General features: G+C 66.3%; 11 protein-coding genes and 2 pseudogenes. All 13 read left to right on the top strand.

Annotated features, from left to right (window positions below; genetic code table 11):
• The first annotated feature begins 38 nt into the window (after positions 1-38).
• The 13 genes and pseudogenes from A9971_RS13805 (at position 39) to A9971_RS13745 (ending at position 12,929) form a co-directional block, all read left to right on the top strand.
• Positions 39-1,136, top strand: coding sequence for a cobalt-precorrin-5B (C(1))-methyltransferase (locus tag A9971_RS13805; protein ID WP_015633983.1), 1,098 nt, complete (start codon positions 39-41; stop codon positions 1,134-1,136).
• The gene (locus A9971_RS13800; protein ID WP_183000715.1) at positions 1,133-1,861 is read left to right on the top strand and encodes a cobalt-precorrin-6A reductase; all 729 of its coding nucleotides are present in this window, start codon (positions 1,133-1,135) and stop codon (positions 1,859-1,861) included. The genes A9971_RS13805 and A9971_RS13800 overlap by 4 nt, the downstream gene beginning before the upstream one ends.
• A gap of 182 nt (positions 1,862-2,043) precedes the next feature.
• A pseudogene (locus tag A9971_RS13795) lies at positions 2,044-2,345 on the top strand (type II toxin-antitoxin system RelE/ParE family toxin).
• A 3-nt stretch (positions 2,346-2,348) separates the two neighbouring features.
• On the top strand, positions 2,349-2,639 hold the full coding sequence (locus A9971_RS13790; protein WP_041115682.1) for an addiction module antidote protein: 291 nt from the start codon (positions 2,349-2,351) through the stop codon (positions 2,637-2,639).
• Between the two features lie 99 nt (positions 2,640-2,738).
• Entirely contained in the window at positions 2,739-3,137 is a 399-nt protein-coding gene (locus A9971_RS13785) for a DUF2946 domain-containing protein (protein WP_011059019.1), read from the top strand.
• 49 nt (positions 3,138-3,186) lie between these two features.
• Positions 3,187-3,681 carry a copper chaperone PCu(A)C gene (locus A9971_RS13780; protein ID WP_232644061.1) on the top strand — a complete coding sequence of 165 codons (495 nt, stop codon included), beginning with the start codon at positions 3,187-3,189 and terminating at the stop codon, positions 3,679-3,681.
• Positions 3,682-3,736: 55 nt separating this feature from the next.
• The gene (locus A9971_RS13775; RefSeq protein WP_183000714.1) at positions 3,737-4,147 is read left to right on the top strand and encodes a DUF2946 domain-containing protein; all 411 of its coding nucleotides are present in this window, start codon (positions 3,737-3,739) and stop codon (positions 4,145-4,147) included.
• An 88-nt stretch (positions 4,148-4,235) separates the two neighbouring features.
• Positions 4,236-6,368, top strand: coding sequence for a TonB-dependent copper receptor (locus A9971_RS13770; RefSeq protein ID WP_015633979.1), 2,133 nt, complete (start codon positions 4,236-4,238; stop codon positions 6,366-6,368).
• A gap of 99 nt (positions 6,369-6,467) precedes the next feature.
• Positions 6,468-7,850 carry a PepSY domain-containing protein gene (locus tag A9971_RS13765; protein ID WP_053148836.1) on the top strand — a complete coding sequence of 461 codons (1,383 nt, stop codon included), beginning with the start codon at positions 6,468-6,470 and terminating at the stop codon, positions 7,848-7,850.
• A gap of 155 nt (positions 7,851-8,005) precedes the next feature.
• Positions 8,006-10,135 (top strand): TonB-dependent siderophore receptor, encoded by a 2,130-nt coding sequence (locus A9971_RS13760; protein WP_183000713.1) that lies wholly within the window; start codon positions 8,006-8,008, stop codon positions 10,133-10,135.
• Positions 10,136-10,176: 41 nt separating this feature from the next.
• The gene (locus A9971_RS13755) at positions 10,177-10,965 is read left to right on the top strand and encodes an ABC transporter ATP-binding protein (RefSeq protein WP_011059013.1); all 789 of its coding nucleotides are present in this window, start codon (positions 10,177-10,179) and stop codon (positions 10,963-10,965) included.
• Complete coding sequence (locus A9971_RS13750) at positions 10,962-11,921, top strand: ABC transporter substrate-binding protein (RefSeq protein ID WP_015633976.1); 960 nt, start codon at positions 10,962-10,964, stop codon at positions 11,919-11,921. Before A9971_RS13755 ends, A9971_RS13750 begins: the two co-directional genes overlap by 4 nt.
• Positions 11,918-12,929: pseudogene (locus tag A9971_RS13745) on the top strand (FecCD family ABC transporter permease). The gene A9971_RS13750 and the pseudogene A9971_RS13745 overlap by 4 nt, the downstream one beginning before the upstream one ends.
• Positions 12,930-12,960 lie beyond the last annotated feature (31 nt).

Here is a 12,960-nt window from a genome sequence, read left to right as displayed (position 1 = left end):
CCCTTGGCGAGCAAGCTCGCCCCTGCGAGGGCTGGGGCATGCGTGAAGAAACAGCGGAACAGCCCGCGCCCCTGCGCAGCGGCCTGACCACCGGCAGTTGCGCCACCGCCACCAGCCTGGCCGCCGCGCGCCTGCTGCTCGAGGGCAGCAATGCCGACGCGGTGCAGATCATCCTGCCCAAGGGCAAGCAGGTGCAGATGCGCCTGGAATTCTGCCGCCACACCGCCGACGGCGCCGAAGCCGGCACTATCAAGGACGCCGGCGACGATCCGGACGTGACCCACGGCGCCCTGCTGTACTCCCGGGTGCGCCTGACCCCTGAACCGGGCATTCGCTTCGTCGCCGGCCAGGGTGTCGGCACCGTGACCCGCCCCGGCCTGGTGCTGGCGGTGGGCGAGCCGGCGATCAATCCCGTACCGCGCCGGATGATCGGCGAGCACCTGCAACGGCTCGCCGAAGAACGGGCCTACCCCGGCGGTTTCGAGGTCACGGTGAACGTCGAGGGCGGAGCGGAACTGGCCCTGAAAACCATGAACCCGCGCCTGGGGATTCTTGGCGGGCTGTCGATCCTGGGCACCAGCGGCATCGTCCGGCCCTTCTCCTGCGCGGCCTACATCGCTTCGATCCATCAAGGCATCGACGTGGCCAAAACCAATGGCTACCTGCACATCGCCGCCTGCACCGGCAACGCCAGCGAGGACACCATGCGCCGGGTCTACGAGCTGCCGGAAATCGCCCTGATCGAAATGGGCGACTTCGTCGGCGCGGTGCTCAAGCACTTGCGCAAAGTACCGGTGGATAAACTCAGCCTGTGCGGCGGCTTCGGCAAGATCAGCAAGCTGGCCGCCGGGCACATGGACTTGCACAGCCGCCACTCCAGTATCGACCTGTCGCAACTGGCGCAATGGGCCGCCGATGCGGGGGCCGACCCGGCCCTGCAACAGGCGATCCGCCAAGCCAATACCAGCCAGCAGGCACTGGCCATGGCCAGCGCCGCCGGAATCGCGCTGGGCGATGCGGTATGCCGGCACGCCCTGGATTTCGCCCGCAGCGTGGTGCCGCCCCAGGTCCAGGTAGAGGTCTTTGCCATCGACCGCCAAGGCGGCATCGTCGGCCACGCCGGAGGTTTCCAATGAGCCGTATCCTGCTGCTGGGCGGGGTCACCGAGGCCCTGGCCATTGCCCGCACCCTGGGCCCAACACATATCTACAGCCTGGCCGGAGTAGGCCGGGTGCCCACCGACCTGAACTGCCAGGTACGAGTCGGCGGCTATGGAGGTGCCGAGGGGCTGGCACGCTTTATCCGCGAAGAGCGCATCGGCCTGCTGCTGGATGCCACCCACCCTTACGCGGCACAGATCAGCGCCAATGCACAGGCTGCCGCGCAACTGACCGGGATTGCCTGCTGGGCCTTGCGGCGTCCGGCGTGGCAACCGCAGCCCGGGGATGACTGGCGCGAGATCACGGATTGGCCGCACTTGGTGCAGGCCCTGGAACCCTTCAAGCGACCCTTGTTCACTCTGGGTCGCGAACCCTTGCAGCATCTGGAAGAAATTCCGGCCGGCCAGTTCTGGACCCTACGCGCCCTGGACGCCTACCCGGGCAACCCGCGCTGTGAAGTGATCGGGGCCCGCGGGCCGTTCCTGATCGAGGACGAACGGGCGCTGTTCGTGCGCCGGCAGATCGACGTGCTGATCAGCAAGAACAGCGGCAGCAGCGCCACCGAACCCAAACTGGAAGTGGCCCGCGAGCGGGGCATACCGGTGCTGGTGCTCAAGCGTCCCGAGCTGCCCGAGGTCGACCGCCAATTTGCCAGCGTAGCCGAGGTACTGAGCGCCCTGGGGCAGCTGCCTCACGCCTGACAGACAAAGACGCCAAGCCCCACAGACTCTTGGGATTCCCCTGGCAGCGATCGATAAGACAGTGCTTTAGCCTCCTTGGAACGATTCAGTGGCGACCGGTTCATCAATGGCCGGTCGTCGCACCAATCGATTTCAGTTTGGCAAATGACTTGCCAGACAGTATCCCAAGGAATACAGTCGCCATGTTCGTCTTTGAGCAGACTCAGGCGTTTACCCACTGGCTGCTACGCCTAAAAGATCCCCAGGGAAAACCCGCGTGCTGGCCCGGATCAGGGCGGCGCAACTGGGCCGTTTCGGCGACTGCGAACCCGTGGGCGAAGGTGTCTATGAAATGCACATCCATCGCGGCCCCGGCTACCGGGTGTATTTCTCGCGCCGGGACACTGTGATCTACCTGTTGCTGATCGGCGGTGACAAGAGCACCCAGAGACGCGATATCCAACGCGCCAGGGAACTGGCCCATGACCTCAAGAGCGAGGGCTGAAACATGCGCACCCCAGTGACCCGCTTCGACGCGGCGGAGTACCTCAAGACCCCTGAAGACATGGTGGCCTACCTCGACGCCTGCTTCGAGGAAGACACCGGCGACGGCGTGCTGATCCGCGCCGCACTCAACGACATCGCCCGCGCCCGCGGCATGACCCAGGTCGCCCGTGACACCGGCCTGGGCCGCGAAAGCCTGTACAAGTCCCTGGGCAGCCAGGGCAATCCCGAGTTCGCGACTATCATCAAGGTCATGAAGGCACTGGGACTCAAGCTTCACGTCAGCCTGGCCTGAACTGGCACTGCGACACCACACCGCATACGCTGCTTTTTTACTTATCCACAGCGATCAGGCTAAATACCCGCCTGATCGCTCAACCGACGGATCGTCCCCATGTCCCGACAACGGCTCGCATTTGCCTGGATCGCCTGCTTCGCAGTGCTGTTCAACATGCTTGCCATGCCGCTTTCCGGGGCCATGCAGCGCAGCGATTCGGGGCTGGACGAGCAACTGCTGTGGGGCAGCTTCTGCTCCTCCACCGGCACCAAGCTGGTGGCCATTTCCCTGGGCAAGCTCGACCAGCAAGCGCCGCAGAACGACGACCATTCCACCATGCAGCACTGCTGGTGCTGCTCCGGCTCGCCGCCGCTGGTGGCCTTGCCCGGGCACGTTCCCCAGCTGTCTTTCACCCGCTTCGCAGTCCAGCCGGGCGCACCGCAACCGCAGGTAGAACGGCTCACCCTGCGCCAGCAATGGCCCAGCCTGAACCCCGGTGCCCCGCCTCTGGCATGATTCCCTTTCGCAAGTGATCTGCGTCTTTGAATCGTTCTGGAGAACTCACATGTTCAAACCATCCCTGGTCAAGCAATCCCTGCTGCTGGCCGCACTGCTGCTGCCTGCCTGTTTCGCCACCGCCCACGACTACAAGGCCGGTGACCTGCAGATCGCCCATCCCTGGTCTCAGGAACTGCCGCCGAACGCGCCCACCGTGGCCGCCTACTTCGTGGTGCACAACCCGGGCAAGAGCGCCGACACCCTGCTCAGCGTCGACTCGCCGATCGCCGGCAAGGCCGAGCTGCACGAGCACGTCAAGCAAGGCGACATGATGAAGATGCAACAAGTGGCCAAGGTGGCGGTGCCCGCCGGTGGCGAGGCGACCTTCGCCCCCATGGGCTACCACGTGATGTTGCTGGAGCTCAAGGACCGCAGCCTGCTCACCGACGGCAAGCGTTTCCCGCTGACCCTGCACTTTGAAAAAGCCGGTGACGTCACGGTCGAAGTGGCGGTGCAGAAGCAGGCGCCGGACGCCATGCAAGGGCATATGCACGCCCAGTAAGCACTGACCGGCCCTCACCGTGAACGCCCCGCACGCGCCTGGCCGCAGGCGGTCCGTGCCGCGCCGCGACTCGTCTGGAGTCCGCCGCGGCAGCTGGATCAGCCTGTTCGCCATGCTGATGATCTTTATCGGCCCGCTGATTTCCCAGTCGATGCCGATGGATCAAGCGATGCCGATGAACATGTCCGTTTCCATGGACATGGGCGACGCTGCGCCCGGCTGCCACGGTGAAAGCCCGCACCACGCACAGAAGGGCAGATCCCAGGGCGAAGAGCATGTGCTCTGGGAAAAATGCGGCTATTGCAGCCTGCTGTTCAATTGCCCGGCACTGCCTTCGGCGCTGTCGTTCGCCGCTCTGTTCACGCCGCCCACACCGTATTTCCTGATCCCCGCCACGCGCCTGGGCCACGCCCGGCAGACCGTGTTCCCCGGCGCCCTGACCCGCGCCCCACCGTTCCTCGCCTGAGTCTTCAGCTCATCTCACACGGCCGGCTGTCAGCGCGACAGACGCGTACTCGCGGCCGTGTCATTCAAGACCGAACGATGGAACATCTATGTTTTCTGCCGACTCTCGCCTGGGCGTTGCCCAGCCACTCAAGACCTTCGCCCTGAACCCTGCGCGCCAGCACTTCAACCGCGCCCTCGCGGTCCTCTGCGGCGCTCTGCTGACGCCCCTGGCGCTGGCCGACGATGCCGCAACGGACCACTCCCGGCACAGCACCGAACTGAGCCCGACGGTGATCACCGCCATCGCCCCCAGCTCGCCCCTGACCGTGGTCACCAACCCCAAGGACCCGCGCCAGCCGGTGCCGGCCAGTGACGGCGGCGACTACCTCAAGACCATTCCCGGCTTTGCCCTGGTTCGCAACGGCGGCACCAACGGCGACCCGGTGCTGCGGGGCATGTTCGGCTCGCGGCTGAACATCCTCACCAACGGCGGCATGATGCTCGGCGCCTGCCCGGGCCGCATGGACGCGCCGACCTCTTATATCTCTCCGGAAACCTACGACCGGCTGACCGTGATCAAGGGCCCGCAGACCGTGCTCTGGGGCCCGGGCGCCTCGGCCGGCACGGTGCTTTTCGAGCGCGAACCGGAACATTTCGGCGAACTCGGCACCCGGGTCAATGCCAGCCTGCTGGCCGGCTCCAACGGGCGCTTCGACAAGACCCTGGATGCCGCTGCCGGTGGCCCCCTGGGTTATGTGCGGGTGATCGGCAACACCGCCCACGCCGACGACTACCGCGACGGCAACAATGACACCGTGGCCTCGCGCTATGACAAGTGGAACGGTGACGTGGCCCTGGGCTGGACCCCGGACGCCGACACCCTGCTGGAACTCACCGCCGGCAAGGGCGATGGCGAAGCCCGCTACGCCGGGCGCGGCATGGACGGCTCGCAATTCAAGCGCGAAAGCCTGGGCCTGCGTTTCGAGAAGTCCAACCTTGGCGAGGTGCTGGACAAGGTCGAGGCCCAGGTCTACTACAACTACGCCGACCACGTGATGGACAACTACAGCCTGCGCACCCCATCCGGCACCGGAATGATGGCCGGCCCCATGGCCTCCAACGTCGACCGTCGCACCCTCGGGGCGCGGATCAAGGCCACCTGGCGCTGGGCCGACCTGCAGTTGATCGGCGGCCTGGACGCCCAGACCAACGAACACCGCAACCGCGCCAGCAGCGGCGTCGACACCTACAAGGAGCTGCCTCGCACCAAGGACGCCGACTTCCACAACTACGGGGCCTTCGGCGAGCTGACCTGGTACGCCGCCGAGCGTGACCGCATGATCACCGGCGCGCGCCTGGACCGCGCCTCGGCCAAGGACTACCGACAAAGCATCGGCTCGGGAATGATGACCCGCTCCAACCCCACCGCCGGCGACACCCGGGCCGATACCCTGCCCAGCGGCTTCGTGCGCTACGAGCATGACCTGGCCGACAGCCCGACCACGCTCTACGTCGGCCTTGGCCACACCCAGCGCTTCCCCGACTACTGGGAGCTGTTCTCGCCGAAAATGGGCCCGGCCGGCTCGGTGAACGCCTTCGATTCGATCAAGCCGGAAAAGACCACCCAGCTCGACTTCGGCCTGCAATACCAGGGTGAAGACCTGGAAGCCTGGGCCTCGGGCTACATCGGCCAGGTGCGCGACTACATCCTCTTCGACTACAACTCGAAAATGATGGGCATGAGCACCTCTCGGGCCGAGAACATCGACGCCCGGATCATGGGCGGCGAACTGGGCGCGGCCTACAAGCTGACCTCCAACTGGAAAGCCGACGCGACCCTGGCCTACGCCTGGGGCAAGAACAGCAGCGACGGCAAGGCCCTGCCACAGATGCCGCCGCTGGACGCGCGCCTGGGCCTGACCTACAGCGAGGACGACTGGAGCGCCGGGGCCTTGTGGCGCGTGGTCGCCGCGCAGAACCGGGTGGACCTGAACAAGGGCAACGTGGTCGGCAAGGACTTCGGCAAGAGCGGCGGCTTCGGCGTGTTCTCCCTCAACGGCGCCTACCGGGTGACCAAGAACCTCAAGCTCAGCACCGGGGTCGACAACCTGTTCGGCAAGGCCTACGCCGAGCACCTGAACCTGGCGGGCAATGCCGGCTTCGGCTACCCGGCGACGGACCCGCAAGCCATCAAGGAACCGGGGCGCACGCTCTGGACCAAGGTTGACCTGAGTTTCTGATGCCCCTTCGCCGGCACGCCGTCTCCTTGTCGCAGGAGCCGGCTTGCCGGCGAACAGCCCCCATAAGAAAAGATCCACAGCCCTGCGGAGCCTTCCCCGATGAACCGACCCAAAGTGTCTTTCTACAACCTGGCCTGGCGCTGGCATTTCTACGCCGGGCTGTTCGTCGCCCCCTTCATGGTGATGCTGGCCCTGACCGGCATCGTCTACCTGTTCAAACCGCAGCTGGACCCGCTGATGTACCCCAGCCTGCTCAAGGTGCCTGCCGCCCACCACAGCCTCAGCGCCGATGAGCTGTTGCAACGGGTTCAGGCCGCCTACCCCCAGGGCCATATCAAGCAGTACCTGCCCCCAGTGGATGCCGAGCGCAGCGCGCAGTTCGTGGTGCAGCACAAAGGCCAGGAACTCAATGTATTCATCGACCCCTACCACGGCGACGTGCTCGGCGAGCAGGATGCCAAGGGCAACCTGCAGGCCATGGCCCGGGCCATTCATGGCGAGCTGATGATCGGCACCCCGGGTGACCGGCTGGTGGAACTGGCCGCGAGCTGGGGCATTGTCCTGGTGGTCTCGGGCCTGTACCTGTGGTGGCCGCGGGGCAAGTCTTCGGCCGGGGTACTCTGGCCACGCTGGAGTGCCCGCGGCCGCCTGTTCTGGCGTGACCTGCACGGTGTGCTGGGTTTCTGGGGCTCGGCCTTCCTGCTGCTGATGCTGCTCAGCGGCATGACCTGGACCGGCTTCTGGGGCAAGCAGTACGCCGACCTGTGGAACCGCTTTCCGGCGGCCATGTGGAACGACGTGCCGACCTCCGACCAGCAGGCCGGAGAGCTCAACAGCGCCAGCCGCCAGACCGTGCCCTGGGCCCTGGAAAACACCCCCATGCCGATGTCCGGCGACCACGCCGAGCACATGGCCCACAACGCCGGCAATACCGCTCCGGCCGTCCCCGCCATCAGCCTGCAGGCGGTGCAGGACATCGCCCGTCAGCGCCAGGTCGAAGCGGGCTACAGCATCACCCTGCCGAGCACGGCGACAGGGGTATTCACCATCGCCGTATTCGCCGACGACCCGCGCCACGACGCCACCCTGCACGTCGACCAGTACAGCGGCCAGGTGCTCGCCGATGTGCGCTGGAAGGACTACAGCAACGTGGCCCGGGCCACCGAGCTGGGAGTGATGCTGCACGAAGGCAAGATGTTCGGGCGCTTCAACCAGATCCTGGTGCTGGTGGTGTGCCTGATGATCCTGCTCGGCGCCGTGAGTGGTCTCATCATGTGGTGGCAACGACGGCCCCAGGGCCGGCTCGGCGTACCACCACTGCGCCACGACCTGCCACGCTGGAAGACCGCAATGCTGGTCATCGGCCTGCTGGCCCTGGCCTTCCCGCTGGTGGGGGCTTCGCTGGTCGTGGTCTGGCTGCTGGACCGCCTGCTGCTATCGCGCTGGAACCGTGATCCTGAATCAGCCTCATCTTCAACATGAATCAGCCGAGATGCGCATTCCAGAGGGCTCCGTACACTCCGCGCGCTTCAGTCGCGCACAGTTATAATGTTACTTTATAACGCTTGGTGTAAGATCCCCGCCCGCAGCCTCATCCGCTGCGGGCAACCCTCTGGAAGAAGTGATTCACCGTCCCGATGAACAAGTACCTGCTGCCCAGCCTCTGCCTGATGGCCCTGACTTCCCCGGCCCAGGCCGACGGCTCCGCCCTGACCCTGCCCACCGGCACCATCTCCGCCGCCGCCAGCGAAGCCGACGACAGCATCAGCCTGGCCACCCCCACCAGCGCCGGTTCGCGCCTGGGCCTGAGCGCCCTGGAAACCCCGGCCAGCACCGACAGCCTGAGCGGCGATCGAATCCGCGCCCGGGGCGATCGGAGCATCCAGGACGCGGTATCGCGCAGCGCCGGCATCAGCCGCACCGGCACCCCGGGCGACGGCGGCACCTCGCTGTCGGCACGGGGCTTTACCGGGCAGAGCTCGGTGATGCAGCTGTATGACGGCAACCGCATGTACACCGGCATGGGCACCGTGACCTTCCCGGTGGACACCTGGGCGGTGGAGCGGGTCGACGTGCTGCGCGGCCCGGCCTCGGTGCTGTACGGCGAAGGCGCCACCGGTGCGGTGATCAACACCGTTGCGAAAAAGCCGTTCAGCGGCGAAATCGAAAACCACCTGCGCCTGGGCTACGGCTCCTTCGATCGCCAGCAGCAGGCCCTGGACAGCGGCGGCTCCCTGAGCGACACCCTGAGCTACCGGCTCAACCTCAACCGCGAACGCAGCAACGGCTGGTTCGACCGGGGCGATTCCTCCGGCGACTTCGTCAGCGCTGCCCTGCGCTGGCAGGCCCGTGACGACCTGGCCTTCACCCTGGCCCACGACTACGGCGACCAGAACCCGATGAACTACTTCGGCACGCCGCTGATCGACGGGCGTTTGCACAAGAGCCTGCGGGACAAGAACTACAACGTCGGCAACGACAAGCAGCACTACAACGACCAGTGGACCCGCCTGACCAGCCAATGGCAGATTTCCGACAACCTCAGCGCTAGCAACGAGCTGTACTACCTCAAGGCCCAGCGCCGCTGGCAGAACGCCGAGAGCTACAACTTCAACAGCCTGGGCCGGCAACTGACCCGCAGCGGCAACTTCGGCATCGGTCACCAGCAGGAACAGGTCGGCGACCGCCAGACCTTCACCTTCAAGCACTCGCTGCTGGGCCTCGACAGCCAGACCCTGACCGGGGTCGACTACAACCGCATCCGCTTCCACATGAAGAGCAACTCGCCCTTCATCGACAGCTTCAGCAACGGTCAGCCGGTGGACCTGTACCACCCGGCCCCGGGCGACTTCGCCAGCGACAGCCCCTACCGCGACCAGTTCAAGACCACCACCAGGCAGATGTCGGTGTTCGCCGAAAACCGCCTGCAGCTCAGCGAGCGCTGGTCCCTGGTGAGCGGTGTGCGCCGCGACTACGTGCATATTGATCGCGATGACTTGAAGGACGACAGCCGAAGCGACAAGACCCTGACCGGTAACAACTGGAAGGCCGGGCTGGTGTTTGCGGTGACCCCGGACACCTCCCTCTATGGCCAGTACTCCACCAGCACCGACGGTGTCGGCGGGCTGATTTCCCTGAGCAAGAGCCAGCAGCAATTCGACCTCTCCAGCGCCAGGCAGACCGAGATCGGCCTCAAGCAGATGTTCTGGGACCAGCGCGGCGAATGGACCCTGGCGGCCTACCACATCGTCAAGAAGAAGCTGCTGACCGATGTCCCGGGCGACCCAGACCTGAAACAGCAGGTGGGCCAGCAATCCTCCAACGGCCTGGAAGCCAGCCTGGACCTGCAACTGCCCCGCGCCTGGCAACTGCAGGCCAACGCCGCCATCGTTCGCGCCCGGTACGACGACTTCCAGCAGGACGTCGACGGCGTGCAGGTCTCCCGCGACGGCAAGCGCCCGGTGGACGTGCCCCGGCGCACCGCCAACCTGTGGCTGAGCAAGGCCCTCGACGATGACCTGCGGGCCGGCGCCGGAGTACGCTACGTAGACGCACGCTACGCCGACATGGCCAACCGGAATCAGTTGCCCAGCTACACCGTGGTGGATGCCGCGCTGTCATGGAAAGCCTTGCCCAGCACCACCCTGGGCCTGCAATTGAACAACCTGTTTGACCGCCAGTACGCGCAAAGCCAATACAATGACGGCCAGCAATGGATACTCGGCGAGCCGCGCTCGTTCTTCGTCACCGCTGACTACACCTTTTAACCTCACCTGCGGCCACCGCGCGGGGACCACACGGATACGGCATGACCTCGCTGAACCTCACCAACCTGGCCTGGACACCCTTGGGCCAGGGCCACTGCCACCACCAGTTCCAACTGCGTGAGGCCAGCCTGCAGGTGGCGGCCGGCGAGTTCGTCGGCCTGATCGGGCCCAACGGCAGCGGCAAGACCAGCCTGTTGCGCTGCGCCTATCGCTTCAGCAAGCCGCAGCAGGGCGAGGTGCAGCTTGAGCATCAGAATGTGTGGAAGCAGTCGCCGCGCTGGTGCGCGCAACGCATCGCCGTGGTCCTCCAGGAGTTTCCCGACGCCTTCGGCCTGACCGTGCAGGAGGTGGTCGCCATGGGCCGCACCCCGCACAAGGGCCTGTTCGACGGCGACACCCAGGACGACCGGCGCATCGCCCGCGAGGCCCTGGAATCGGTGGGCCTGCTGGGCTTCGAGGACCACGCCTTCGCCACCCTGTCCGGCGGTGAGAAACAGCGGGTGATCCTGGCCCGCGCCCTGGCCCAGCAACCCCAGTTGCTGATCCTCGACGAGCCCACCAACCACCTCGACCCGCGCTACCAGCTGGAGTTGCTGCAGCGGGTCAAGCGCCTGGGCATCGGTACCCTGGCGAGCATCCACGACCTGAACCTGGCCGCAGCCTTCTGCGACCGCCTGTATGTCCTCGACCATGGGCGCATCGTCGCCAGCGGCACGCCCGGCGAGGTGCTCACCGTCGAGTTGCTGCGCAACGTCTTCGGCGTCGAGGCGCTGATCGACGCCCATCCCCTGTCCGGCTACCCACGAATCACCTGGATCACCCAACCATGACCTTGCGCTCCCTGCTTCGCTCCAGCCTGCTCCTGGCCCTGTCTCTGGGGGCCGCCCAGGCCTTCGCCGAGGCCACCCATTACCCGCTGACCATCACCAGCTGCAACCGCGAAGTGACCTTCAAGCAAGCGCCGAAACACGCCCTCAGCCATGACATCAACATGACCCAGATGATGCTCGCCCTGGGGCTCAAGCCACGCATGGTGGGCTACAGCGGGATCAGCGGCTGGAAGGCCGTGACCCCGCAGATGAGCGCCCTGCTCGACGGCCTGCCGGAACTGGCGGCCAAGTACCCGTCGGTGGAAACCCTGCTCAATGCCAACGTCGACTTCTTTTTCGCCGGCTGGGACTACGGCATGCGCGTGGGCGGCGACCTCACGCCCCAGACCCTGGCGCCGCTGGGGATCAACGTCTACGAGCTGACCGAGTCCTGCGCCTTCGTGATGAAGCGCCCGGCCGCCAGCCTCGAGGACACCTACACCGACCTGCGTAACCTCGGGCGGATCTTCGACGTGCAGGATCGCGCCAACGCCCTGATCGCCCGGATGCAGGAGCAGGTGGCCCAGGTACAGAAGGACCTGCCCAGGGACAAGCCGCGGGTATTCCTCTATGACAGCGGCGAAGACCGGGCCATGACCTCGGGCCGCCTGGGCATGCCCCAGGCCCTGATCGACGCGGCCGGCGGGCGCAATATCCTCGATGACGTCGACGCCAGCTGGACCCGGGTCAACTGGGAAACCGTGGTCGAGCGCAACCCGCAGGTGATCGTGATCGTCGACTACAGCGAAGTCAGCGCCGAGCAGAAGCAGCAGTTCCTGCTGAACAACAAGGCCCTGCAAGGAGTCGATGCGATCAAGAACCAGCGCTTCATCGTCATCCCCTATGTGCAGGCCACGCCGGGCATCGACAACGTGCTGGCGGTGGAAACCCTGGCCAAGGGTTTCCACGGCGAATGACCAGTCCCCGCTATGCCGCACTGTTGATGGCCCTGGGCGCCCTGCTGCTGGCGTCCTGCGTGGTGTCCCTGGGCTTTGGCCCGGCGCGGGTGCCGGTGGAGGTGGTGGGGCGCATTCTGTTGCACAAGGCCCTGGGCCTGGGCGTTGTGGACTGGAGCCCGGGCCAGGAGCACATCGTCTGGCTGATCCGCGTGCCGCGCATGCTCCTGGGGGCCCTGGTGGGTGCCGGGCTGGCACTGATCGGCGCGGTGCTGCAGGCGGTGACCCGCAACCCGCTGGCCGACCCGCACCTGCTGGGGGTGACCTCCGGCGCCACCCTCGGCGCGGTGATCGTGGTGCTGCACCTGGGCCAGGTCATCGGGCTTTTGACCCTGCCCCTGGCGGCCTTTGTCGGCGCCCTGCTGAGCATGGCGCTGGTGCTGGGGATCGCCGCCCGCAACGGCCGCCTCGACAGCGACCGGCTGTTGCTGTGCGGGGTGGCGGTGTCGTTCGTGATGATGGCCGCGGCCAACCTGCTGCTGTTCATGGGCGACCACCGCGCCAGCTCCGCAGTGATGTTCTGGATGCTCGGCGGCCTGGGCCTGGCGCGCTGGGAACTGCTGGCGATCCCCGCCGCCAGCGTGCTGCTGGGGCTGGTGTTGCTGCTGGGCATGGCGCGCCCGCTGAACGCCCTGATGGCCGGCGAGCAGACCGCCGTGACCCTGGGCCTGAACGCGCGCAATGTGCGCCTGAAGGTGTTCCTGATTGCCTCGCTGATGACCGGAGTGCTGGTGTCCATCAGCGGCTCCATCGGTTTTGTCGGGCTGATGGTGCCGCACATTGCCCGGCGCCTGGTGGGCGCCGAACACCGCCGGCTGCTGCCGGTGTGCGTACTGCTGGGTAGCCTGTTCCTGGTCTGGGTGGATGTGGCTGCGCGCACCCTGATCGCCCCCGAGGACCTGCCCATCGGCGTGGCCACCGCGGCCATCGGCGGGGGGGTTTTTCATCGGCCTGATGCGCCGCCGCTGACTGTGCCCGCCTCTGTAGGAGCCGGCTGGCC

It is taken from the genome of Pseudomonas sp. UME65, assembly GCF_014170225.1.
In the GTDB taxonomy this organism is placed as follows: Bacteria; Pseudomonadota; Gammaproteobacteria; order Pseudomonadales; family Pseudomonadaceae; genus Aquipseudomonas; species Aquipseudomonas protegens.
The sequence above is the reverse complement of the archived record's forward strand: the minus strand, read 5'-3'. Positions and strand labels throughout refer to the sequence as shown.